The organism is Cloacibacterium sp. TD35, from assembly GCF_028864635.1.
Taxonomy (GTDB): Bacteria; Bacteroidota; Bacteroidia; order Flavobacteriales; family Weeksellaceae; genus Cloacibacterium.
In genome coordinates this window covers 1,678,620-1,704,774 of the sequence record NZ_CP104850.1, presented here as the reverse complement: position 1 = coordinate 1,704,774, position 26,155 = coordinate 1,678,620, and the positions used below count along the sequence as shown (strand labels likewise).

The window sequence follows — 26,155 nt, the reverse complement described above, 5'->3', positions numbered from 1 at the left end:
ACAAAAAAATTTATTTCAAATCAAATCTATCTGCATTCATGACCTTCGTCCAAACTTTGATGAAATCATTTACAAATTTCTCTTTGTTGTCATCTTGCGCATATACTTCTGCATAAGATCTCAGAATAGAATTAGAGCCAAATACTAAATCTACTCTTGTTGCAGTGAATTTAGTAGCGCCAGATTTTCTATCTACAATATTGTATAGATTTTCTGCAACTGGCTCCCATTTGAAGTTCATGTCTGTAAGATTTACAAAGAAATCATTAGTCAAAACTCCTACTTTATCGGTAAATACACCGTGCTGAGTTCCTCCGTAATTGGTTCCTAAAACTCTCATACCACCAATTAAGACAGTCATTTCTGCAGCAGTAAGACCAAGCAATTGTGTTTTATCTAGCATCAGTTCTTCTGGAGTTACTACGTAATCTTTTTTCTGCCAATTTCTGTATGCGTCATGTAATGGTTCTAGCTCTTCGAAAGATTCTACATCTGTTTGCTCTTGTGTAGCATCTCCTCTTCCTGCTGCAAATGGAACTTTTACATCAAAACCTGCATCTTTAGCAGCTTGCTCTACTGCTGCACTTCCTCCTAGAACGATTAAATCTGCAATGCTTACTTTTTTGTCTAAAGTAGACTGAATTTCTGTAAGTTTATTTAAGACTTTTTCTAATCTTGCTGGTTCGTTTCCTTCCCAGTTTTTCATAGGCTCTAGTCTAATTCTAGCACCATTTGCTCCACCTCTGAAATCTGAACCACGGAAAGTTCTCGCAGAATCCCAAGCTGTATTGATGAGTTCTGTCCTGGTTAATCCAGAATTAAGAAGTTTAGTTTTTAATTCTTCGATTTCAGCATCAGAAAGTGTATAGTCTACTGTAGGAATTGGGTCTTGCCAAATTAAATCTTCGGCAGGAACATCTGCTCCTAGGTATCTAGATTTAGGGCCTAAATCTCTGTGGGTTAATTTAAACCAAGCTCTTGCAAATACTTCTTGGAAATACGCTGGATCTTGGTGAAATTTCTCAGAAATTTTTCTGTATTCAGGGTCTACTTTTAGCGCCATATCCGCATCTGTCATCATAGGATTTCTACGAACATTAGGATTATGCGCATCTACTGGTTTATCTTCCTCAGCAATGTTTACTGGTTCATATTGCCAAGCTCCAGCAGGGCTTTTGGTTAATTGCCAATCATATTTTAATAGTAAATCAAAATATTCATTGTCAAATCTTGTAGGATGAGTAGTCCAAGCTCCTTCAACGCCAGAAGTTACTGTATTACCACCACCGCCTTTAGGATTCATCCAACCAAAACCTTGATTTTCTATTTCTGCCCCTTCTGGAGCTGGGCCTAATGTAGATGCATCTCCGTTTCCGTGAGCTTTTCCTACAGTGTGACCACCTGCTGTAAGTGCTACAGTCTCCTCGTCATTCATTGCCATTCTCTTGAATGTAATACGCATATCTCTAGCAGTTTTCAATGGATCTGGATTACCATCTACCCCTTCAGGATTTACATAAATTAATCCCATCATTACTGCTGCTAAAGGATTTTCTAAATCTCTTTCTCCAGAATAACGGCTACCTTCGCTACCTGATGGCGCTAACCATTCTTTTTCGCTTCCCCAATAAATATCTTTTTCTGGGTGCCAAATATCTTCTCTACCACCTGCAAAACCGAAAGTTTTGAAACCCATAGTTTCATAAGCCATGTTACCCGCCAAAATCATAAGGTCTGCCCAAGAAAGTTTGTTTCCATATTTTTTCTTGATTGGCCAAAGCAACCTTCTCGCTTTGTCTAAGTTTCCATTATCCGGCCATGAATTAAGCGGTGCAAAACGTTGGTTTCCTGTATTTGCTCCACCTCTTCCGTCTGCAACTCTATATGTACCAGCAGAATGCCACGCCATTCTAATCATTAAACCGCCATAGTGCCCCCAGTCTGCAGGCCACCAGTCTTGGCTATCTGTCATTAAATTTTTTAAATCAGTTTTTACTGCTTCTAAATCTAATTTTTTAAATTCTTCTGCATAGTTGAATTCTTCTCCCAGAGGATTTGTTTTTTTGTCATGCTGATGAAGAATATCAAGATTTAAAGCTTTCGGCCACCAACTCATTACTGATTGATCACTGCCTGTATTTGCGCCATGCATTACAGGGCATTTTCCTGAACTAGTTCCTCCATGATGAGGGTTGTTTTCTTTTGGTAATTCATGATGTGGAAATGGACATTTCCCTTGCTCTGATGTACTCATATTGATTATTTTTTGTCAAAATTAAAAGTTTAATGGTCTTGTGAAGTATAATTTCAATTCATTAAAAAAATTCGAGTTATAGATTTTGACAATCAAAAATAAAATTTCAATAAATTATAACTATTAAAAATCTTTTTAAAAAATCATATTTTTGAACAAATAAATTTATGAAAAAAATTGCATTCCTCCTCTTTATTTTAACTCTAAATTCTTGTATTTCAGTAAAAAAGTACAATGAACGCCTAGAAACACCCATTTCAAGCGAAAAGCTAAAACAAGACATAGATTACACCTATTTAAAACTTCAAAAACTTCACCCTACTCTATATAGTTATATACCCAAAGAGAAATTAGATTATAAATTTGATAGTCTTAAAAACACGATTCGAGAACCATTAAAGCCTTTAGAGTTTTATTTTAAACTTGCACCGGTTGTTGCTGAAGTGAGACAAGGTCATTTAAGATTGGTTCCGCCAGAGAAAAAACTTACCAAGAAGGAAATTAAAAAACTCAAAGAACAAAAAGGACTTCTGGGAAGGTTATCTTATTATGTAGAAAACGACAAACTTTATGTAAAGGACAACCCAGAAAAAGTAGCCAATATCAAAAACGGTTCAGAAATTATTGCCATTAACTATTTAGAAATAGAAAAACTGCTTAAAAAATACGAACCCCTCATCACAAGTGATGGTTATAACACCACCTATCAAAAATATTCGATGGCAAGAAGATTTCCTACTTTTTTCACTATAGAATATGGAATTATGGATAGTGTGAAAATAGATTTAAAATCCGAAAATACCCTTTACAAAAAAATAGTTACCCGAGAAAAAAAATCAAAAGAAGATAAAAAGAAGGAAAAAACCGATAAAAAACCTACAGAAGAAAAGAAAACCAAAGACTACAATCCCGTGACCAAGAGTTTCAATAGAAATTTGAAATTTTTAGAAAAAGACAGCAGTGTAGCATACATCAAAATCAAAACATTCTCAGGAACTTATTCTCAAAAATTTTACCGAGAAACTTTTCGAGAAATAAAAAAAGCGAAATCTAAATACCTCATCTTAGACATCAGAGATAATTTGGGTGGTTCTCTTGCCGAAATCACAAATTTATACAGCTATTTAGCAAAAGAGAAGTTCAGATTCATCAATGATTTAGAGGTAGCCAATAGAACTTCCATTACTCATGCTGATTATTTCTCACACTTTCCAAATTATCTGAAACCGATTGCTGCAATAGGATATTTACAATCTAAATTAACCAGTTTATTGATGGTTCGTCATAAAAACGATAAATATTATTTAAAATCTCAGAACATTTTTACCCCGAAAAAGCCTAAAAAAGATGCTTTCGAAGGGGAAATTTATGTTCTCATCAACGGAAGCAGTTTTTCTGCATCTTCTGTAATTTCTGCAAAATTAAAAAACGACAAGCGCGCAATAATTATAGGAGAAGAAACTGGCGGCGCTAATGATGGAACAGTTGCTGGAATATACAGTACTCAAAAACTGCCCTATTCTAAACTAAAATTGCCGATTGGTTTGTTTTTGGTTCAGCCCAATATAGAATTCAATCATACCATGAAAGGAGTTACTCCAGATGTAGAAATAAAACCTACTTTTCAACAAATTCTGGAACGAAAAGATGTAGAATTAGAATGGATTCTAAAAGATATTCAAAACAAAAAAACTTCTCTGCAATAGAGAAGTTTTTCGTTTTATGATTAGAATTCAAATATAAATCCGAAATAAGGAAGTGGCATATTTCGATCAGATTCTCCTACATCTAACAAATAATACTGTTGATCTTGTGGAGCATTAGGATTGGCAACAATTCCATTATCCGAAGCATCTCTTTGCAGATTTACCACTGGCAAATTGCTGGCGTTTTTAGAACCATATACATTCACTACATCCATATAAAATGTGAATTGCCATTTGCTGAAAATCCATTTTTTCTCTGCTCTTATATCTAATTGATGCGCTACGTTTCCTCTCAAAGTATTTAATTGTGCAAAATTAGAAACTGGCCCATTGGCAACGTTCCAAATATTAACCAAAGCACTTCTGTTTAAATCATAAGGTGTTTCTGGTAAACCAGATTGCAAACGGAATCTTGCACCTACATTCCAATTTCTATTAAAATATTTTCCTGTAGTTAAAGAAAGGATATGCTTAGAATCCCAACTAGAAGGCAATAATTCTCCATTAGCATTAGAAAATTTAGAATTTCCGAAAGTATAGGCTACAATTCCGTAGAAATTGTTCAAAGTTCTTTTTTGGGCTAAAATTTCAAAACCGTAGGTTTCTCCGAAACCTCTAGAATCTACAGGTTCGTTTCCTACCACACCGAAACCTCCGCCTAAATTAGCTAGAGAAATCTGATTTCTGAGTGAGAAAGGATAGTTTTTATATTTTTTATAATAACCTTCTACGGTAATTCTTAAATTGTCTTTTCCATTAAATTCTAGACCACCAACTAAATGTGCATTTCTGATGTATTTCAAAGAATTTTCATTCACCAAAATCTCATTCAGTTTAAGCCCTAAACTCGTGTAAGCTGGAAGTTGATAGAAAATTCCTGTATTGAAATTAAACGCCCAATTTTCTGCAAATTTATAATTCAATGAAAATCTCGGAGAGAACTGCTCTAAAGGATTATTGGTTAAATCTGAGTAGTTGCTTGCATCTAATCTCGCTCCTAGTGAAATTTGAACTTTATTTTCTAGAAATTTCTTCGCAGTTTGAAGATATAATCCATACTGAACTAGATTTAATTCAGAGTTAATTACATCATAATCTACCGAATTTTGATTGACTTGTTTCACGGTAGAATCATTGGTATACTTTGCGAAATTAATATTAGTTCCTGCGCTGAACTGGTAATCATTCCAACTGAAATTTCTATCTATTCTCAATTTGTTTTCGGCTTCTCTAGACTGATAATTGTACAATAAATTATCCGGAGTTTCTATATTTCTATAATATTTAATCGCTTGGTTATCCAGCATATTTCGGCTCAAAGTAAATAACCAGTTTCCATTTTCTACCAAATGTCTGTAACCTGCTCCTACAGTATAATTCCACTGTGGCGAATTCGGCAATCTGTCTATCAAAGTAAGATTATAAAGTGTTTTTTTAGCATCAAAATTATAATCAAACTGGTCTTTTGCACCTAAACCTATGAAATACAATTCGTCACCAGATTTATATTTTTTCGAAACTTTAAAGGTTGCATCATAATAACTTGGTAAAAAAGGCAAACCAATTCCTTTGAAAAGCAACTGAAGATTAGATTTTCTCACAGAAAATAGTCCGCTCCATGATTGGTCTTTGCTTAGAGGTCCGTCCATCATCAATTGTAAATCATCAAGACCTACAATCGCTTTGTACCCGAGTTTATCTTTTCTGGCTTGCTTTAAATTAAATTCAAAAAGCGAAGACAAAACGCCATTTCTCTTTGCAGGAAAAGCACCGCTATAAAAATCTACATCTTTAATGAAATCTACGGTGATAATTCCTCTTGGCCCGCCACTTGCGCCTTGCGTTTGGAAGTGATTAATCACGGGAACTTCTATTCCATCGATATAAAATTTATTTTCTGCAGAACTTCCTCCACGGATAAAAAGGTCATTTCTGAAAGTTGCTGTACTTCCCACTCCTGGGAAACTTAGAATTGCTTTGGAAACATCACGGTTAGAACCAGCATTTTTTTGCACTTCTTCGCTGGTAATATTTCTGAGTGAAACTGGAGATTCTGCAGTAGTTTTGTAAACTTTTTTGGTAATCGTTACCTCTTTAATCTGAGTAGCCACTTTATTCAACCCGATAGAAAAAGTAAGATTCTGATTAGGAACTACGTTGATGTCATTCAGAAAGCCATCATCATAACCTTCTGCTGAAATTCTAAAATTATAGTTTCCTGTAGGAATTTCAGGGATTAAAATACTTCCGTTCCCGATAAAAATTTCATCTTTACCACCTTGAATAGAAACTGTAGCCGAAAGTGGTTTTTTAGAAAACTCATCAAAAACAGAAATGGTAACACTCCCTACTTGCGCCAAAACTACTGTGGTCACTAATAAAAATAAACTGGTAATTAATTTTTTATACATCAAAATATATTTTTAGCAAAAATAAAACATTTGTTTAGAAAATACGATAAGAAATAGAAATGACGCTTATAGAAAGCGTCATTTCCCCTTAAAAACAACCATTATAAAAACTATGAAATTATCGAAGAATGACCTTGTCAATCACATGAATAATTCCATTAGAGCATTGTACATCCGTAGCCACAATATTAGAAACTCTATTTTTGGCATCGGTAATTTTTGCACCACCAGTTGTGGTTATGGTAAATTTTCCACCTTGGAAGGTAGTAACGGTCATATTATTGGTTAAATCTGTAGAAGCTACATTAGCACCTGCTACTACGTGATATTTCAAAGTATTTTCTAAAGTAGCTTGTGGAATAGCACTCAATCCAGAAAGATTAAGCTCAGTCAACAATCCAGAAAATGCAGTGTTGGTAGGAGCAAAAACGGTGAATGGTGAATTAGCTGTTCCGCTTAGAATGCTTACAAAATTCGGCATATCATTTCTGGTTAAAGCGGCAACTAAAGTGGTGAAATTAGGATTTGCAGTAGCATGAGTTACGATAGTTGGCAAACCAATTACCGCATCTACTTTGTGAATAACGCCATTGGTTGCATCAATATCGGTTTTTGTAACGTTTGAAACACCATTGATTTTAACACCGTTAGAAGTGTTAATGTACATACTTAAATTTCTAGAACTAGAAGCACCACCTTTTGCCAAAGTAGAAACATAACCTGTAGTAACTTGGGCTGCTTTTACTTCTGTAGAAAGTACGTGGTTTAATAAAATCTCTTTCAAGACAGCATTTGGAACTTGATCTAATGATGCAAAACCATTTGCTTGAAGAAAAGCAGTGAAAGCAGCGTTAGAAGGCGCAAAAACAGTAAAAGTTCCGCTAGATTGTAAAGTCGTTGCTAAGCCTGCCTTGTCTATAGCAGCTTTTAAATTAGAGAAATCTGCATCATTTGCAACAATGTTATATACATTTTTGTCATAATTATCATCATCATCTGAACATGAACTTAAAATAAATGTTCCTAAAAGAACAAGGCCAATTTTTTTAATTAGATTTTTCATAATAATTACTTTTTTAATTCGAAGCTAAATTAGTATGTTATTTTTCTAATTTATAATTTTTAGTATAGAAATTTACTATATTAGTTATTTATAAAAAAACTCCCTTATGAAAAAGGAAGTTTAAAGTATTAATTTTCTGATAGTTAAAAACTCTACATTAAGATATATTAAATTTTTACATTAAATAAACTCTCATCCACAAAATTCGGCAAAGTCACTTTCAAATTTGGTTCTGCTTCCATAGCCCGTTTTATGGCGAAAATTGCACCTTCGTTTCTAGCCCAACTTCTGCGTGAAATTCCGTTGTTTACATCCCAAAAAAGCATTGATTTTAATCTTCTATTTGCATCTTCGGTTCCATCAAGCAGCATCCCGAAACCGCCATTAATCACTTCTCCCCAACCAACTCCACCTCCATTGTGAATTGAAACCCAAGTTGCACCTCGGAAACTGTCGCCAATAACATTATGAATCGCCATATCTGCTGTAAAACGGCTTCCGTCATAAATATTAGAAGTTTCTCTGTAAGGTGAATCCGTTCCCGAAACATCGTGATGATCTCTTCCTAAAACTACAGGTCCGATTTCTCCATTTTTGATGGCTTTGTTAAAGGCTTCTGCAATTTTCATTCTTCCTTCTGCATCAGCGTACAAAATTCTGGCTTGGCTTCCAACAACCAATTTATTTTCTTGCGCTCCTTTTATCCAAGTAATGTTATCTTGCATTTGTTGCTGAATTTCCACAGGAGAATTTTTCATCAATTCTTCTAAAACTTCACAAGCGATTTCATCGGTTTTTTGTAAATCTTCAGGTTTTCCTGAAGCACAAACCCATCGGAATGGTCCAAATCCATAATCAAAACACATCGGTCCCATAATATCTTGAACATAAGAGGGGTATTTAAACTCTCTACCTAAAGTTGGATTTTCCGACAAAACATCAGCTCCAGCTCTAGAACATTCAAGCAGAAAAGCGTTTCCATAATCAAAGAAATACGTTCCTTTTGCGGTGTGTTTATTAATAGCAGCAGCGTGTCTTCTTAAACTTTCCTGTACTTTTTCCTTGAATAATTCTGGTTGCTCTGCCATCATCTTATTAGAATCTTCAAACGAAATTCCTACGGGATAATAACCTCCAGCCCAAGGATTGTGAAGCGAAGTTTGGTCGCTTCCTATATCAATTTTTAGATTTTCTTGATCAAATTTCTCCCAAACTTCTACCACATTTCCGAGATAAGCCAAAGAAACAACTTCTTCATTTTCTTGTGCTTTTCTTACTCTAGCAACTAATTCATCTAAATTTTCATGAATTTCATCTACCCATTTTTGTTCGTGACGAATTTTGGTAATTTTAGGATTCACTTCTGCACAAACCGTGATACAACCTGCAATATTTCCTGCTTTTGGTTGAGCTCCAGACATTCCACCTAAACCAGAAGTCACAAAAAGTCCACCTTTTGGCGATTTATTAATTTTTCTAAAAGCATTCAGAACCGTAATTGTAGTTCCGTGTACAATTCCTTGTGGACCAATGTACATATAACTTCCCGCCGTCATTTGTCCGTACTGAGAAACTCCCAAAGCATTAAATTTCTCCCAATCATCAGGTTTTGAATAATTAGGAATAACCATTCCGTTGGTTACGACAACTCTTGGAGCATCTTTGTGACTTGGAAATAATCCCATAGGATGACCAGAATACATCACCAAAGTCTGTTCATCTGTCATATCTGACAAATATTTCATCGTCAAAAGATATTGCGCCCAATTTTGGAAAACCGCGCCATTTCCACCGTAAGTAATCAGTTCATGAGGATGTTGCGCAACTGCATAACTCAAATTATTTTGAATCATGAGCATGATAGATTTCGCCTGTAAAGAATTCCCCGGATATTCTGAAATTGGTCTTGCATACATTTCGTAATCTGGACGAAAACGATACATGTAAATTCTACCATACTTCTCTAATTCATCCCTAAATTCTGGTAATAATTCTGCATGAAATTTCGGCTCAAAATAACGCAAAGCATTCTTGAGCGCTAATTTCTTCTCTTCTTCATTCAGAATTTCTTTACGTTTCGGAGCGTGATTAATTTGTGGTTCGTATGTTTTTGTTTGAGGCAATTCTCTAGGAATTCCTTGTTGTATCTGTTGTTGGAAAGTCATCATAAAATTCGAAATTCAATCTGGTTTTAAATATACTTTAATTTAAAAATACGAAACAAATTTCTTTACACAAAAAAAAGCGTTCAGAATGAACGCTCATATATTTAAATTTTCAAGAATTAAAATCTTTTATAAACTTCCTCAAAAGGAACTCTCATTCTATCGCCCCAAACTCCTTTTTCATCTCTTATTCCGCAAGAAACAATCATATTGACTTCTGCACCAAAAGGTAAATTGAGAATCTTTTTCACTCTTCTGCTGTCAAAACCTTCCATCGGACAAGTATCATAACCTTCATTGCTCATCGCTAAAATGAAGGTTTGCGCCGCCAAAGCACAAGTTTTATGCACCACGACTCTCGCATCATTTTCAGAAACCTGATACGTAATCGGTCTGAAAATCCCAATCACAATTACTGAAATTTTTCTAAAAACTCCCAGAATTCCTAGAAATTTAGAATATAAAAACGGCATTACTTTTCCGTAATACATTTGCCAACGCTTGATGCGTTTTTCTTGTTTTTCGGGAGGCGTATTTTTCAAGACGTTTTGAGTTTCTAACTCAGCCATTTTTTTGGCTCTTTTTCTGTGCAAATCTTGTCTCGTCACGAAAACTACCATTTGTTTTGCTGTAGTTGCTGCTTCCTGACTTAAACAAGCAACAGCCAGTTTTTTCAAAACTTCTGGCTCTGTAACATGGTAAAATTCCCACAGTTGCATATTAGAAGAATTGGGCGATAAAGTAGCCAATTCTATACAATGCTTCACCTTTTCTGCATCAATTTCTACGTTTTGATAATGCCTTACAGAGCGGCGGTAATTAACTATTTCTTCAAAAGTTTTCATAATTTTTATTTATTTCTATCCTGCAACATCGGCACGAATTTATAAGCTCCGAATTCTTCTTTTTCAAATTCTTTTTCAGAAATTTTGGTAAATCTATAGAGAATTTGTTCGTCTGTTTTTCCCATAGGAATCACCATTTTCCCTCCTATTTTGAGTTGTTTCAACAGTTCTACTGGAAGAATTTCTGCTCCACAAGTCACCAAAATTTTATCAAAAGGCGCAAAAGTGGGCAAACCTGCAAATCCATCTCCAAAACTTTGAAATTTCGGACGAAGATGCATTTCACGCAATTTTTTTTGTGCAAAATCGTGTAAATCTTTTTGTCTTTCTACAGTGTAAACAAATGCATTCATGGTTACCAAAACCGCTGTTTGATAACCGCAACCTGTACCAATTTCCAGAATTTTTTCCTTTTCCTGAACTTCTAACAATTCGGTTTGTTCGGCAACTGTAGAAGGATGCGAAATGGTTTGATTGGCCGCAATAGGAAATGCTCTGTCTTCATAAGCAAAATCCTCAAAAACACTTTCTAAAAAAAGATGACGCGGAACTTCATTCATGGCTTTTAACACATTTTCATCTGAAATTCCAATTTTTTCGCGTAGATATTCTACCAAAATTTTACGTTTTCCTTTATGTACAAATGAATCCTGCATTTCACAAAAATAGCATTTTAAACGCAAAGGCGCAATGAAATTTTTATTGTTAATGATGTTTTTAAGGCGTAAGAAAATAAAAGATTTTCAATTTTAACATATTTCCATTTTTGTGAACTTTGTTCGCAAAACTTTGCGCCATAAAAGCGTAATATTTTCAAAATTAATTTTGCGCCTTTGCGTTAAAGAAGTAAATTTGGGAAAACAAAATTTCTATGTTAAAGGCAGGTTTAGTAGGTGCTGGTCACCTTGGAAAAATTCACTTAAAACTTCTTAATCAATCAGATAAATATGAACTCGTAGGTTTTCACGACAAAGATGTAGAAAACGGAAAAAAACTAGAAGCAGAGTTCGGATACAAATATTTTGAAAAATTTGATGATTTATTGGCAGAAATAGACATGTTAGACATTGTTACACCTACCATTTATCACTATGATTACGCAATGAAAGCCATAGAAAAAGGGCTTCATTTTTTTATAGAAAAACCCGTAACACAAACGCTTAAAGAAGCAGAAGAAATTCTCTACAAATGCAGAGAAAATGGTATAAAAGCACAAGTAGGACATGTAGAAAGATATAATCCTGCATTTATCGCTACCAAAGATTTCATCCAAAATCCTATGTTCATTGAAATTCACCGATTGGCAGAATTTAATCCTAGAGGAACTGATGTTTCGGTGGTACTGGATTTAATGATTCACGATTTGGATATCTTGCTTTCTATTGTAAAATCTAAGGTGAAAAATATTCATGCAAGCGGAGTTTGTGTAGTTTCTAAAACACCAGATATTTGCAACGCCAGAATTGAGTTTGAAAACGGTTGCGTAGCGAATCTTACTACTTCTAGAATTTCGATGAAAGCAATGAGAAAATCTAGATTTTTCCAACAAGATGCTTATATTTCAGTAGACTTCTTGGAGAAAAAAGCAGAAGTCATCAGAATGAAAGAAGCGCCGGAAAACCCTACAGATTTTGACATGATTATCGAAAATGCAGATGGTGAAAAATCTCAAATTTTATTTGAATATCCTAACATTCAACCGAATAATGCCATTTTAGACGAGCTAAATTCTTTTGCTGATGCGATTAATGAAAACCGTGAAGTAGAAGTTTCATTAGAAGACGGAACAGAAGCTCTGAAAGTAGCTTTGGAGATTATGAAACTGATTTCTTAATTTAATACATAAAAATTTAAATAACTAAAATGAAAAACATCGTTGTAATCGGAGCTGGAACCATGGGAAACGGAATTGCCCATACTTTTGCTCAAACTGGTTTTAAAGTAAATTTGGTAGATGTTTCGCAGGAAGCATTAGATAGAGGAATTAAAACCATCACTACCAATTTAGACAGAATTATTGCAAAAGGTAACCTTACCGAAGAACAAAAAGCAGAAACTCTTGGAAATATTATCACTTTTACAGCACTTTCAGACGCTTGTGGAAATGCTGAGCTTATTGTAGAAGCCGCAACAGAAAACCAAGATTTGAAGTTAAAAATTTTCAAGCAAATGGATGAATTAGCACCAGAAAATTGTATTCTCGCTACCAATACTTCATCTATTTCTATAACTAAAATTGCTGCAGCTACAAAACGCCCAGAAAAAGTAATTGGAATGCACTTTATGAATCCTGTTCCGATTATGAAATTGGTAGAAATTATCAAAGGTTATTCTACTTCTAAAGAAACTTTTGATGCGATTTTTGAAATGTCTAAAACGCTAGGAAAAGTTCCTGTAGAAGTGAATGATTATCCTGGTTTTGTGGCCAACAGAATTCTAATGCCAATGATTAACGAGGCTATTGAAACGCTTTACAACGGAGTTGCTGGCGTAGAAGAAATTGACACGGTAATGAAATTGGGAATGGCTCATCCTATGGGGCCACTTCAATTGGCCGATTTCATTGGGCTAGACGTTTGTCTAGCGATTCTAAACGTAATGTATGACGGATTCAAAAACCCTAAATACGCTCCAAATCCGCTATTAGTAAATATGGTAACTGCTGGAAAATTAGGTGTGAAATCTGGCGAAGGTTTCTATGACTATTCAGAATCTAAAAAAGCAGAAAAAGTAGCAAAAATGTTTCAAAAATAATTTTGAAACTTTATAAATTCTTTCGCTGATTGAGCTAATGATGCAGATTTCTAGTAATAATCTGTAAATTTGTTGAATCAGCGATTTTTTATGCGAAACCGAACTCAAGAAAACTATTTAAAAATTTCTTTATTCATCATTACTTTGTTGATGATTGTTTTGCGTTTTTTGCTCAATGAAAAAGGAAGAGTCTCACCAGATTCTATCCGTTTTATGAGGCAAGCGCATGTTTTCCCAGAAATTGACAATACTACTGCTCCACTACTTTATCCTCTGTTCATTAAGATTTTCACCCTATTCACAGATGAATTTTGGTCAAGTAAAGTTGTAGGAATATTGTGTTATCTATTCATTGTTTTTTTCGCTTGGAAAAAGAAATTTTATTGGCGAGAAAGCCTTTTAGTAGGAGCATTATTTTCTATGGTTTCATTGTTTGCAGCCACACTCAGCGAAACATTATTCCTGCCTTTTTTATTTGTATTTTTCTATGTTTCGAGAAATATTTTGCTAGAAAAATATTCTAAAATTTTAAGCATTTTCTTATTGAGTTTATGCGTTATTTTGCTATTTAATATTCGGTATAGCGGATTATTTTTCATGGGTGGATTATTTGCTTTCGGAGTGTTGAGCTACAAGAAAAGTTTTTCAAAAATTTACATCATTTCGAGTATTATCGGATTATTTTATGTTGCCGGCTATAAACTCTTCTTTATTGATGTTTTTAACCAAAACTACATCAACAAATTTCTAGAAATTGGCTTGAAACCAACTTCATTGCTCGTTAAAGAGTTCATTTTGGCTATCGGGACGAGTTTCAATCCTTTTATACATATTCTCAATCCTAATGGTGGAATTCTCAATGTAGGAATTCTAGGAATTGGCTTTTTGAATATTGCATTTTTTATCTTTATTTTCATTAAAAATAAACTTTCGGCAACTGAAAAGATGATTGTTTTCTTATCGGTTTTCGGGATCATTTGTTCGTTTTTCATTCAATATTTTTATCAAACAGATGCTTTAGATTATCGTTTATTGGCGCCATTCACCTTCGGAATTTGGTTGGTTTATTTCAAAAAACTTAATCAAATTTTTGGAAAACTGGTTTTTGCAATCGCTTTTTTAAGTTTGACGACAGGTTTTGTTTTCAGTTGGCTTTCCAGAGGTAATTATTTGGAAAACAGAAAAAAAATGAAGGAATTTTTGGTTAAAGAAAATCTTATTAACAGTAAAATTTACTATTATAGACCTATTAAAGACGAAAATTTCAGCAGTTCTAAAATTTCTGAAATAATAAGCACAATAAACCCTAGAGTTTACATCACCGAAAAGCCTGAAGATTCTTTAAAAAAAGAAGTTTTAACAAAATTTAAGATAGAATCTAAAGTGAAAATGAACAAAAACAAATTTCAATAAATAAATTTCATTAACTTTGTACTTAAGAAATTAAAATTCTAAAAATATGAAACTCCCTAAATTTTTAATGGCAGATAACTCTGAATTTCCAGAAGATTTATTTGTAGTACACACAGAATACCCAAGATTCATCCTAAACGTAGAAGAAGAAGAGGTAGAATGGTTAGATGATCTAGAAGGTGACGACGAAGAAACCATCGCTAACGAAGCTACTCAAGTAGTAGAACAAGCATTCAAATGGTGCGACGAAGAGTTAGCTAAGTATGATGACGAAGAAGATGAAGACTAAATCATAAAAAAATCCTCGAAATAATTTTCGAGGATTCTTTTTTTATTGTTTCTTAAATTTCAATAGCAATAAATTATCTTTATAAAGTTCTAAATAACCTTCATTGACTACATATTTGTTCACTTGTTCTAACACTGAAAAATAACTTTGCTCAGTCATCATATTATCACAAGCCATTTTAGTAGCTCCTACATTTCCTACATCAAAAGTCCCGTTTGAAGCGGTAATCACCACATCAGAAAAATAGTTATTGCAACCTCCGTTTCCTGTAATTCTCTTTCCTTCTATCACTAAAGTAGGTGCTTTCGCTCCTGAAAAATTATTATCTACCAAAGTCCATTTTGTATTGGTTACAGATTCTTGTTTAGAACCAATTTTAGAAATTGTAGCACATGAAATCACGGTTGTAGAAATCACAAGTGCCCAAAATATTTTTTTCATATTCTAAAAATTTATCTTTCAAATGTAAGAAAAAAGTCGAGATTTCTATTCTCATCTCGACTTAAATTTTTACTAAATTATCTTAATTCTGCGCTGAATTCTTTTTGAAAATTCTTAATCAGTGAGTTCATCACTTCTGTAATTTCTTTGTCTTCTAAGGTTTTTTCCTCGTTTAACAACTCGAAACTCATAGCGTAAGATTTCTTGCCTTCTGGTAAGTTTTTTCCTTCGTAAACGTCGAATAGATTGATGTTTTTAAGGAATTTAGATTTATTTTTTCTCGCCGAAGCGTATAGATCTGCATAAGAAACATTTTTATCTACCAATAGCGCTAAATCTCTTCTGATTTTATTGAATTTCGGAATATCTACGAATTTGAAATTATCTGTATTTCTAAGCGCTTGACAAGTTTCTAACTCTATTTCTGCATAGAAGCATTCTTGTTCTATATCAAACTCTTTCAATAGTTTAGGAGATACTTTCCCTAATCTGGCAATGGTTTTTCCGTTTGCTGTAATTTCTAGAGCATCACCGAATCTTTCGTCCTCTAAAGATTTTTCTTGTGTAACTAGATTTAATCTATCAAGAAGTACTTTAACATAAGCTTTTAGCATGTAAAAATCAGATGAAGATTTTGGCATTAACCAGTTTTCTGCATACGTTCTACCTGTTGTAAGCAATGCTAATTGTTTTCTTTCTTCATACTTCTCAAATTTGTGATAAATTTTACCTAATTCAAAGAATTTTATATCCGCATTTTTACGATTGATATTGTATACTGCATTTTCTAAAAGCCCTTCTAATAAAGATTTTCTCATAAAAGCTAAATCTCCACTCAAAGGATTCAAGAGTTTTACAGCGTTGTTTTCGTCTTTTACGCTGGTTAATGAATTGTTCATCACTTCATTGAAGCCATTGCTTTGGAGCGTTCTTGCCCAAGAATTTTCTAGTTCATCTTGGTCATTTACACTTAATTTTACTGGAGTAAATGCTATTTTTTGAGGCGCATCTACTTTATTATAACCGTAAATTCTAAGAATTTCTTCTATTACGTCTATTTCTCTAGTCACATCTGCTCTATAAGCAGGAACAGACAATTCTAATCCATCTGGAATATCATTAAGAACAGAAATATCCAATGATTTTAAAATTTCTTTTACTTTCTCTCTGTGAATTTTAATTCCTAAAATTTTATCGAGTTGAGAATATCTAAAAATAACATTAGCATCTTCTATTTTTTTAGGATAAAACTCTAAAAGATTTCCTATTTTTTTACCACCAGCGATTTCTTCAATCATTTTGATGGCATGAGTAATCACCGTTCGGGTATTATTAGGGTCTACTCCACGTTCGAAACGGAAAGAAGCATCTGTATTTAATCCGTGAGCTTTTGCAGCTTTTCTAATCGCTACTGGATTGAAGTAGGCAGACTCTAAGAAAATAGTCGTAGTAGTTTCTGAAACGCCACTGTCATTTCCTCCGAAAACACCACCAATACACATTGGCTTGTTGTTTCCGTCTTTAATCATGATTTCTGAACCATTAAGGGTTCTTTCTACACCATCTAAAGTAACAAACTTAGTTCCTGCATCATTTACGCCTACTTTTACTTTTTTGCCTGCAATTTTATCTGCATCAAAAGCGTGAAGAGGCTGACCAAAACCATGTAAAATATAATTGGTAATATCTACTACATTATTAATTGGGGAAAGTCCGATGGCTTTTAATCTGTCTTTCAACCATTCTGGTGATTCTTCAATTTTCACATTTTCGATTACAGCACCAATATATCTTGGGCATAATGTTTCATCTTCTACTTCTAGTTCAAAACCATGTTCACCTTCTGTATTCACTAAAACAGTAGAAACTTTTTCGAATTCAGACTTTAAACCGTTGGTTGAAAGAAAAGCATGTAAATCTCTAGCTACACCATAGTGAGACATCGCGTCTGTTCTGTTTGGTGTTAAACCGATTTCGTATACCTCGTCATTAGTTAAATCAAAATATTTTGCAAAAGGTTCTCCTACTTTGTAGATTTTTTCGTCTAGAACCATAATTCCGCCGTGATCGTCCGAAAGCCCTAACTCATCTTCTGCACAAATCATTCCTTGAGATTTTTCTCCACGAATTTTTGCTTCTTTCATTTCGAAGGCACTGCCGTCTTTAGCATAGATTTTAGTACCAATTACAGCAATAGGAACAGTTTGACCGGCAGCAACATTAGGAGCGCCACAAACAATTTCTAAAATTTGGTCACCGCCAATATCTACAGTAGTTTTTTTGAGTTTATCTGCATTAGGATGTTGTTCGCAAGTCAATACTTTTCCTACTACGATTCCTTCTAAACTGCCTTTTACAGATTCAAATTTTTCTATTCCTTCTACTTCAAGACCAATATCTGTAAGATAAGCACCAATTTTATCTGTTGCTAAATCTGTCTTAATAAAGTCTTTTAACCAATTGTTTGAGATTTTCATTTTTTAAAAAGATTTGAGATTTGAGATTTGAGATTTGAGGTATCAAAAAACAAATAACTTTTATAAGTTTGCAAATATCGTGATTTTTTGAGAGATAAGGAAATTTTAGAATTGCAAATTAGGTTTTGGGTAGAGCCAAATTGAAATTCAATAAAAAAGTCGTCTCGAAATTTCGAGACGACTCTATTAATATTTTACACTTTTTACTTTTGCCTTTTTACCTGGCTATTGTAAAAATATTACATTCCAATTACTGGCATAGAAAGCATTAAGATGTGTTCGTTTTCGTCTAAACCATCTACTGGTTCTACAATTCCTGGTCTGTTTGGCTGAGACATTTTCATCGTGATGTCTTCAGAACCTAAAACAGATAACATTTCTGTTAAAAATTTAGAACTGAAACCGATGTTGATATCTTCACCTTTATAATCACAAGGAATATTCATATCTGCTTTGTTTGCATATTCTGTATCTTCTGCATGAAGATGCAATACATTACCAGAAAGCTTAAATCTAACTTGGTTGGTAGATTTGTTTGATAAAATACTCGCTCTTCTAATAGAACTTAACAATAAGTTTCTGTTTACCGTTAAAACATTAGGATTTTCTTTAGGAATTACTGCAGAGTAATTAGGATATTTTCCGTCAATTAATCTACAAATCCAGATATTTTCTCCGAAAGTGAATTTCGCCATATTTTCATTAAACTCGATGGTTACTTCGTCATTAGAATTTGACAAAATATTTTTGAAAATAGACAACGGTTTCTTCGGCATAATAAACTCTACCGCTTCTTTATTGGTAACATCTGTTCTTTTATAAACCACTAATCTATGAGAATCTGTAGATACGAAATTGGTTTCTTTTTCTGTAAACTGGAAAAGAACCCCTGTCATCACAGGTCTTAGAGAATCGTTGCTTGTTGCAAACAAGGTATTGCTTAGCGCATCTGCTAAAACACCAGAAGCAAGCGTTACTTTTTGAGACGCGTCAAATTCTGGTAATTCTGGATAATCTTCTGCATTATCTAGCGCTACTTCGTAATTGTCTTTTTCGTCTAAAATTTCTAAAAGACCACCTTCACCAGACTCAGAATCTTTAACTGAAAAAGTAAGCGGTTGGTCTCCAAAAGTTTTAATTAAATCTTGAAAAATTTTTGCAGGAACAGCAATTTTGCCTTGATCATCAGATTTTACAGCAAGAGAAGTAATAAGTGTGGTTTCGCCATCAGAAGCAGTTATTTTTAGAATTTCATTTTCTAATTCAAAAAGAAAATTTTCTAAAATGGGTCTTGACTGCGAACTAGAAATTACACCACTTACCACGTTTAGAGCTTTCTGTAATTCGCCACTTGCAACTATAAATTTCATAAATTAAAAAATTATTAAGTATACAAAGATACAATTTTGATAATAATAGACAAAGTCGAAAATCATTAAATTTTATTCAGTTTTCAACATTGAGAGAATATTGACTTTTCTATAGTCATTTATTTTATGATCAAAGATATCAGCAGAGTAATAACTAATATTTACTTTTTTGCCTACTAAATCTTGATATTTTTTTTCGAGTTCTATATTAGAGTCTACATTAGAAATCCAATAAAATTTAGTCAATATACCATTATCGCCTTTTAAATAAAAAATCACAAAAGCATCTTTTTCTATTCTGGTGATCTCACCATTCATAAAATCTGCCGAACTTTCCTCAGCTGTCTCCTGAGCATACTGTTCTCCATATCCTGATTTATCTACAAAACTGATAAAAGTATCTGCACATTCTGAAACCATAAGTACACCTAATTTCTCACCCAATTCTTCCATTTTAGCTTCATTAGAAATATCTTTTGATAAATCTATGCCATATTCTTTTTTTATTTGCTCTTTGTAAGGAGTTGCCACCTTTATAAAACATAGCCCTAATTGCATTTGCATTACTTCTTTAGATTTTTTTTCGGGCTTAATTTCTCCTATGCATTTACATGCATCTTGCGCTATTTTTTTCTTAAAATCTTCTTGTGAATAAGAGCATAATGAAAAGATGGAAAAGAAAAGAATAATAAGTTTTTTCATGGTTTTAAAAATGATTAATACTTTGGTAAAAGTAACGAAATTTTTCTTTTTTAATGAGCATTTTTTATAAAAAAATCCCGAGAAAAGATTTTTTCTCGGGATTTAACAATTATAATTTAAATTGATAATTAAACCCTAAATGAAACCATGTTCCTGGCATTTCTACCAGAGAGGTTTCGGTGTATTTTACATTGGTAATGTTATTCACCAAAACGTAGATGTTAAACTGTTTTGCAGTGTAGTTTAATTTATTGTCTAATAGATTATAACTCCCTAGAGAAACCCTGTCATTATACCTGTAAATCAATTCATTTGAAAAATTCCCAAACTTATTTCTCAACTTAGCTACAAACTGATGTTTTAAATTGTCTAAAGAATATCTGGAAACAATGTTGCTGGCTAATCTTTGATTATCTATGTACGTATAACCTACAGAAGTTCCAACCCATGAAGCGAATTGATAATCTGCTTCTACTTCCAACCCTTTCGTTTCTATTTTTCCGATGTTTTGTGCAGTCCAAGGTGAAGTTGGCGTAGCTTTTTGCCAATCGATAGCGTTATCAGACTTTCTCCAAAACGCAGATGCTTTGAGCAAAGTTTTATTGGTTTTGTAAATGTAACCTAACTCTCCTGTTAATGCTTCTTCAGCCATCAAATTGGCATTTCCTTGTTCAGAAGGACTTACGTAATACAAGTCGGTATAAGTGGGAATTCTATTCACTTTAGAAAAATTTCCGAAAAACTTAGAATCTCCGTTGGTAAAACTCGCATCAATTCCTGGATAAAAGTATGTTTTATCATTGCTAAAACTCGTGAAAGAAATACCTGGCGTAATGTTTAATTTTTCTTTAAAAAATGACAAATGATGCTCTAAAAAAGCATTGGTAACGGTTCTTTCTCTGCTTCCTAATCTGTTACTTTCAAGAAATTCTTTTCGTATATCTATACCTAGCCCTGTAATTCCGAATTCAGATTTGTAATTTACATTTGCATCAATTCCTATATTATTCCCGATGTGCATATTTCTATAAGCTGCAGGATTATTTCTAACAAACAAGTACATATCCTGAGCTCTTCTCCAATACAAACGAGTCGCAAAACCTAAATTTTCTCCCATTTTCTTCTCTAAAGAAGCTGCCACCAAAGAGGTTTGAACTTCTTCATATTGATCCTTAAAAGCTGGTGAAGCATAAAAACCATTGGCCCCGAACTTTTTTTCTTGAATTCCCGCTTGAATTTTTACGTTTCCGTTTTCTATATCAAATTGATTTTGATACCAGATATTTTTAATTTTATAATCTGTATTGTATCGATAACCATCTGATTCTGTATTATTAACCTGAATAAAATTTCTAAATTTTTCGCCGCCGAAATTTGCAGCAATACCGAAACCATGTGTAGAAAAATCCCCAACTTCTCCATTAATCGTTAAGTTGTTTTCCGAAGAAACTTTGGTCACTACATTTACAACACCAGCATAAGCACCTTGTCCGTATCTTCTTGCGGCAGGACCTTTCAAGATTTCAATTTTCTCTACAGAAGCTAAATCAAACGGAAAATTCATAGTATTATGACCAGTTTGTGCATCATTCATCCTTACACCATTGATCAGAACCAAAACTTGTTCAAAAGAACTTCCTCTGAGAGAAATATCGGTCTGAACGCCATTTGCACCACGTTTTCTAATATCTACACCCGTATAATAAGCAATCGCTTCATCAATACTTTGTGCAGGAATATTCTTAATTTCAGATTTTGTAATAACTGTGATATTTACATTAGATTTTTTGAAAGGCATATTCACCAGTTTACCAGTTAATTCTACCTCCTCAATTGTTCTTTCTTGCGCATTAACACTTACGAAAAGGGTTAACAGAGCTGCGCTTAAAATTGTTTTTTTCATATTTTAATTTTCATAAAAAATCGGCCAAATTTATATGAAAAATTTAGAGTAAAAAAATCTAAATCCTTAAAATTCTTAATAAACAAAAAAGGACACAAAAAAAATCTGTGTCCTTTATGGTTACTAGATAATTATTACTAGCTACCTCATTCTCATCAAATGTGCAATTAATTGTTTAATGAGTCTTTTCATAATTACTTTTAATTACAATTTGCACTACAAATATTAAATATTTTTTTAAATATTCAAAAATATTAATGTTAAATTTTACAACTTTTACATCGGCTTATCCTTTCAAAATTCAGTAATTTTTACGTAATTTTGCTCTTCTTCAATTCATTATGATTACAACTCAAGATATCGACATCAAAAAACATATTTTCGTAAAAAACGCACATCTAAACAACCTAAAACACATAGATGTACTGATTCCGAAAAACAAACTCATCGTGATTACTGGTGTTTCAGGAAGCGGAAAATCTTCGCTTGCTTTTGACACTATTTATGCGGAAGGACAGAGACGTTATGTAGAATCTTTGAGTTCTTATGCTCGTCAGTTTCTTGGTAAATTAGAAAAACCAAAAATTGATGATATCAAAGGCTTAGCACCTTCTATCGCAATTCAGCAGAAGGTTATTTCTAGTAATCCGCGTTCTACAGTTGGAACATCTACCGAAATTTATGATTATCTAAAATTGCTATTTGCCAGAGTTGGCAGAACCTACTCTCCTATTTCTGGAGACGAAGTTAAAAAAGATTCGGTGACAGATGTGATAGATTATATCGCTAATAATGAAGGGAAAACTTTTCTTCTAAGAGCGCCGCTTCTTTTTGAAGTTAAAAAATTCAAAGAACAACTTAAAACATTAAAAGTTGCAGGTTTTACAAGATTAGAAATCAATGGAAACCTTGCCAATATTGAAGATTTAGAAAGTTTTGGTTTCGTTCCAGAAGAATCGATGGAAATTCATCTCGTGATAGATAGATTTTCTTATGATAATGACGAACATTTTCTTCAAAGATTGGCAGATTCTGTTCAAATGGCTTTTTATGAAGGTCACGGAACTTGCTCTTTAAAAGAAATTGAAACCGAAAACGTAAAAGAATTTTCTAATAAATTTGAACTAGATGGCATTACTTTTAACGAACCCAATGTTCATTTTTTCAGTTTTAATAATCCTTATGGCGCTTGTCCAGAATGTGAAGGTTACGGAAAAGTAATCGGAATTGATGAAGATCTGGTGATTCCGAATAAAAATTTGTCGGTTTTTGAAGATGCAGTTGCTTCTTGGCGTGGTGAAACCATGAGCGAATGGAAAAGAGATTTCATTAAAAAAGCAAAAGATTTCCCTATTCATAAACCATATCATCAACTCACAAAAGAGCAGAAAAATTATCTTTGGAGAGGCGATAAAACCAAAAACTTCCCGAGCATTGATAATTTTTTCAAAATGCTGGAAGAAAATTTGTACAAAATTCAGTACAGAGTCATGCTTTCCAGATACCGTGGAAAAACACTTTGCCCAACTTGTGAAGGAAAACGTCTTCGTCCGGAAACAGAATATGTGAAAATTGATGGTCATGACATTCAATCATTGGTAGAAATTCCTTTGGACGAGCTTTTACCATTGATGAAAAACTTGAAACTGAACAAACACGATGCGGAAATCGCCAAAAGACTAACCTATGAAATTGTTACTCGTTTAGAATTTTTGAATAAAGTTGGATTAGGATATTTGACTTTAAATAGAACTTCTAACACGCTTTCTGGTGGCGAATCACAAAGGATAAACTTGGCTACTTCACTCGGTAGTTCTTTGGTGGGAAGTATTTATATTTTAGATGAACCAAGTATTGGTTTACACTCTAGAGATACCGAAAATTTAATAGAAGTTCTTAAAAATCTTCGAGATTTAGGAAATACGGTCATTGTGGTAGAACATGATGAAGACGTAATGAAAGCGGCGGATTACATTATAGACATCGGTCCAGAAGCTGGATTTTTGGGTGGCGAATTGGTTTTTGCAGGAAATTTCAAGGAATTGAAAGATGCAGATACTTTAACCTCAAAATATTTAACAGGAAGATTAGAAATAGAAGTTCCTAAAACCAGAAGAAAACCGAAAGAATTCATCAAAATAAAAGGAGCAAGACAGAACAATCTTAAAAATATAGATGTAGATGTTCCTTTGGAAGTTCTTACCGTAATTTCGGGCGTTTCGGGAAGTGGAAAATCTACTTTAATGAAAGAAATCCTCACGAATGCCATTCAGATAGAATTGGGAATGGGCGGTAAAAAAGCCGATTACGATTCGGTGGAATTCCCTAAAAAAGTGATTCAAAATATAGAGTTGATTGACCAAAACCCTATCGGAAAATCGTCTCGTTCTAATCCTGTAACCTATTTGAAGGCTTATGATGACATCAGAGACCTTTTTGCGAAACAAAAATCTGCAAAAGTTCAAGGGCTGAAACCAAAACATTTTTCTTTCAACGTAGATGGTGGAAGATGTGATGAATGCAAAGGAGAAGGTGTAATTACGGTTTCTATGCAGTTTATGGCAGATATTGAGTTAGAATGCGAACATTGCCACGGAACACGTTTCAAAGACGAAATTCTGGAAGTAAAATATGATGAAAAAAATATTTCGGATATTTTACACATGACTGTAGATGAAGCACTTGAATTTTTCTCTGAAAACCACGAAGAAAAAATTGTGACCAAACTAAAACCACTTCAAGATGTAGGTTTGGGGTATTTGCAATTAGGGCAAAGTTCTTCTACGCTTTCTGGTGGTGAAGCTCAAAGAGTAAAACTGGCTTCGTTTTTGGTAAAAGGAGCAACAACAGAAAAAACGCTTTTCGTTTTCGATGAACCGAGTACAGGATTGCATTTTCATGATATTAATAAACTTTTGAAATCACTTCAAGCGTTAATTGGATTAGGACATTCTGTGATTGTGATTGAACACCAACCAGATATTATAAAATCTGCAGATTACGTTATAGACATAGGTCCAGATGCTGGAAAGCACGGTGGCGAAGTGGTTTTTGCAGGAACTCCAGAAGAGTTGGCACAAGATAAATTCTCTAGAACAGCAAAGTTTGTTGCTGAAAAATTGTAATAAAATGCCTATTCTCCATTCCGAATATCAACCTAAAAAAATCTTCAGAAATGGAGATTTTTCTACTATTTACAGTGCTTTGTTTAGAAAAGTATCTGATGTAACTCAACAAAGAGAAAGGCTAGAACTTTCTGATGGCGATTTTCTGGATTTAGATTGGAGTTTTGCCAAAGAAAAAACAGACCGTTGTATTATTTTATTTCATGGTTTAGAAGGTAGCGCACAGAGACATTATATGTTGGGAGCAGCAAAAATATTCAATGAAAACGGGTTTGATTGTTGTGCTGTAAACCACAGGGATTGTTCTGGAGAAAGCAATAGAGTCAATTATTCTTATCATTCTGGAAGAACAGATGATGTGCAAGAAGTGATAGAAAATGTGCTTTCTAAAAACTATGAAAAAATTATTCTAAACGGGTTTAGCCTAGGTGGAAATTTGTGTTTGAAATACGCTGGTGAAGAAAGAGAAATTTCTCATAAAATAAAAGCAGTTATTGCCATTTCTACACCAATAGATTTAAAAGGTTCTATGCACAAATTAACCTCTAAAAGAAATCTTTTGTATGCAAACAATTTTCTGAAAACCCTAAAAAAGAAAACGTTACTTAAGTGCAAAAGATTTCCAGAATTTTTATCTGAATCAGAAATTAAAAACATCAAAGATTTAAAGGAATTTGATGATGTATACACATCAAAGGTTAATGGATTTACAGATGCTTTTGACTATTACGAAAAATGCAGTTCTAAACAGTTTTTAAAGAAAATCAAAATTCCTACTCTCCTTATAAATGCTAAAAATGATAGTTTCCTTTCTGAAAGTTGTTTTCCTAAAGAAGAGGCTTTAGTTAATTCTTTTTTACATTTAGAGATTCCTGACTTTGGTGGACATGTAGGATTTTTGGATAAAAACAACACCTTTTACACCGAAAATAAATCATTAGAATTTGCACAGCAATATTTATAAACAAAAAAATTGTGTAGAAAATGTGAATATTAACATTCCGTTAATATAGTGATTTAGAATAATTTGTAATTTTAATTCAGAAAAATAAAAGTTATGCATTTTTCTGTATCCAATTCACTAGAAATCATTATTCACTTTGAGATAAAAATTTAAGGGAAGCATCGTCGGCTTCCCTTTTCTTTTGGCTTTTAACTAAAAAAATGAGATGTCTTTATCTACTGAACTCGCTTCTAAAGGGCGGGTTCTTTTACTATTTCATTGACCAAAATCATA

General features: G+C 33.4%; 18 protein-coding genes. 7 read left to right on the top strand and 11 right to left on the bottom strand.

Annotation, left to right across the window (positions count from 1 at the left end; translation table 11 throughout):
- Window positions 1-10: 10 nt before the first annotated feature.
- Complete coding sequence (gene katG / locus N7277_RS07875) at window positions 11-2,254, bottom strand: catalase/peroxidase HPI (RefSeq protein ID WP_274779021.1); 2,244 nt, start codon at window positions 2,252-2,254, stop codon at window positions 11-13.
- A gap of 167 nt (window positions 2,255-2,421) precedes the next feature.
- Here katG and N7277_RS07870 point away from each other — a divergent pair, with 167 nt between their 5' ends.
- Window positions 2,422-3,960 (top strand): S41 family peptidase, encoded by a 1,539-nt coding sequence (locus N7277_RS07870; RefSeq protein ID WP_274779020.1) that lies wholly within the window; start codon window positions 2,422-2,424, stop codon window positions 3,958-3,960.
- A gap of 20 nt (window positions 3,961-3,980) precedes the next feature.
- Here the strand turns inward: N7277_RS07870 and N7277_RS07865 are convergent, their stop codons facing one another.
- From N7277_RS07865 to N7277_RS07845, 5 genes are all read right to left on the bottom strand, one after another.
- Window positions 3,981-6,371 carry a TonB-dependent receptor gene (locus N7277_RS07865; RefSeq protein WP_274779019.1) on the bottom strand — a complete coding sequence of 797 codons (2,391 nt, stop codon included), beginning with the start codon at window positions 6,369-6,371 and terminating at the stop codon, window positions 3,981-3,983.
- Window positions 6,372-6,489: 118 nt separating this feature from the next.
- The gene (locus tag N7277_RS07860; protein ID WP_274779018.1) at window positions 6,490-7,434 is read right to left on the bottom strand and encodes a fasciclin domain-containing protein; all 945 of its coding nucleotides are present in this window, start codon (window positions 7,432-7,434) and stop codon (window positions 6,490-6,492) included.
- A gap of 167 nt (window positions 7,435-7,601) precedes the next feature.
- Window positions 7,602-9,599, bottom strand: a complete 1,998-nt coding sequence (locus N7277_RS07855; protein ID WP_274780816.1) for a urocanate hydratase — start codon at window positions 9,597-9,599, stop codon at window positions 7,602-7,604.
- A 119-nt stretch (window positions 9,600-9,718) separates the two neighbouring features.
- Window positions 9,719-10,444: a nitroreductase family protein gene (locus N7277_RS07850; RefSeq protein WP_274779017.1), complete on the bottom strand. Its 726-nt coding sequence runs from the start codon at window positions 10,442-10,444 to the stop codon at window positions 9,719-9,721.
- A 5-nt stretch (window positions 10,445-10,449) separates the two neighbouring features.
- Complete coding sequence (locus tag N7277_RS07845) at window positions 10,450-11,100, bottom strand: protein-L-isoaspartate(D-aspartate) O-methyltransferase (protein WP_274779016.1); 651 nt, start codon at window positions 11,098-11,100, stop codon at window positions 10,450-10,452.
- A gap of 215 nt (window positions 11,101-11,315) precedes the next feature.
- Between N7277_RS07845 and N7277_RS07840 the strand changes: the two genes are divergently transcribed.
- From N7277_RS07840 to N7277_RS07825, 4 genes are all read left to right on the top strand, one after another.
- Window positions 11,316-12,278: a Gfo/Idh/MocA family protein gene (locus N7277_RS07840; protein WP_274779015.1), complete on the top strand. Its 963-nt coding sequence runs from the start codon at window positions 11,316-11,318 to the stop codon at window positions 12,276-12,278.
- Between the two features lie 29 nt (window positions 12,279-12,307).
- Window positions 12,308-13,198, top strand: coding sequence for a 3-hydroxybutyryl-CoA dehydrogenase (locus N7277_RS07835; RefSeq protein WP_274779014.1), 891 nt, complete (start codon window positions 12,308-12,310; stop codon window positions 13,196-13,198).
- A 90-nt stretch (window positions 13,199-13,288) separates the two neighbouring features.
- The gene (locus tag N7277_RS07830; RefSeq protein WP_274779013.1) at window positions 13,289-14,611 is read left to right on the top strand and encodes a hypothetical protein; all 1,323 of its coding nucleotides are present in this window, start codon (window positions 13,289-13,291) and stop codon (window positions 14,609-14,611) included.
- A gap of 46 nt (window positions 14,612-14,657) precedes the next feature.
- Window positions 14,658-14,900 (top strand): hypothetical protein, encoded by a 243-nt coding sequence (locus N7277_RS07825; protein ID WP_069796870.1) that lies wholly within the window; start codon window positions 14,658-14,660, stop codon window positions 14,898-14,900.
- A gap of 42 nt (window positions 14,901-14,942) precedes the next feature.
- Here N7277_RS07825 and N7277_RS07820 read toward each other — a convergent pair whose 3' ends face one another.
- The 5 genes from N7277_RS07820 to N7277_RS07800 all read right to left on the bottom strand — a co-directional run bounded on the left by N7277_RS07820 (window position 14,943) and on the right by N7277_RS07800 (window position 21,793).
- Entirely contained in the window at window positions 14,943-15,341 is a 399-nt protein-coding gene (locus N7277_RS07820) for an META domain-containing protein (protein ID WP_274779012.1), read from the bottom strand.
- Window positions 15,342-15,418: 77 nt separating this feature from the next.
- A complete protein-coding gene (pheT, locus tag N7277_RS07815) occupies window positions 15,419-17,818 on the bottom strand; it encodes a phenylalanine--tRNA ligase subunit beta (RefSeq protein ID WP_274779011.1) in 2,400 nt (799 codons plus the stop codon).
- Window positions 17,819-18,057: 239 nt separating this feature from the next.
- Entirely contained in the window at window positions 18,058-19,188 is a 1,131-nt protein-coding gene (gene dnaN, locus N7277_RS07810; RefSeq protein ID WP_069796875.1) for a DNA polymerase III subunit beta, read from the bottom strand.
- A 72-nt stretch (window positions 19,189-19,260) separates the two neighbouring features.
- Window positions 19,261-19,890 (bottom strand): hypothetical protein, encoded by a 630-nt coding sequence (locus N7277_RS07805; protein ID WP_274779010.1) that lies wholly within the window; start codon window positions 19,888-19,890, stop codon window positions 19,261-19,263.
- A gap of 109 nt (window positions 19,891-19,999) precedes the next feature.
- A complete protein-coding gene (locus N7277_RS07800; RefSeq protein WP_274779009.1) occupies window positions 20,000-21,793 on the bottom strand; it encodes a TonB-dependent receptor plug domain-containing protein in 1,794 nt (597 codons plus the stop codon).
- A 341-nt stretch (window positions 21,794-22,134) separates the two neighbouring features.
- Between N7277_RS07800 and uvrA the strand changes: the two genes are divergently transcribed.
- Window positions 22,135-24,918 carry an excinuclease ABC subunit UvrA gene (uvrA, locus tag N7277_RS07795; RefSeq protein WP_274779008.1) on the top strand — a complete coding sequence of 928 codons (2,784 nt, stop codon included), beginning with the start codon at window positions 22,135-22,137 and terminating at the stop codon, window positions 24,916-24,918.
- Window positions 24,815-25,882 carry a YheT family hydrolase gene (locus tag N7277_RS07790; protein ID WP_446715103.1) on the top strand — a complete coding sequence of 356 codons (1,068 nt, stop codon included), beginning with the start codon at window positions 24,815-24,817 and terminating at the stop codon, window positions 25,880-25,882. The genes uvrA and N7277_RS07790 overlap by 104 nt, the downstream gene beginning before the upstream one ends.
- Window positions 25,883-26,155: the final 273 nt, after the last annotated feature.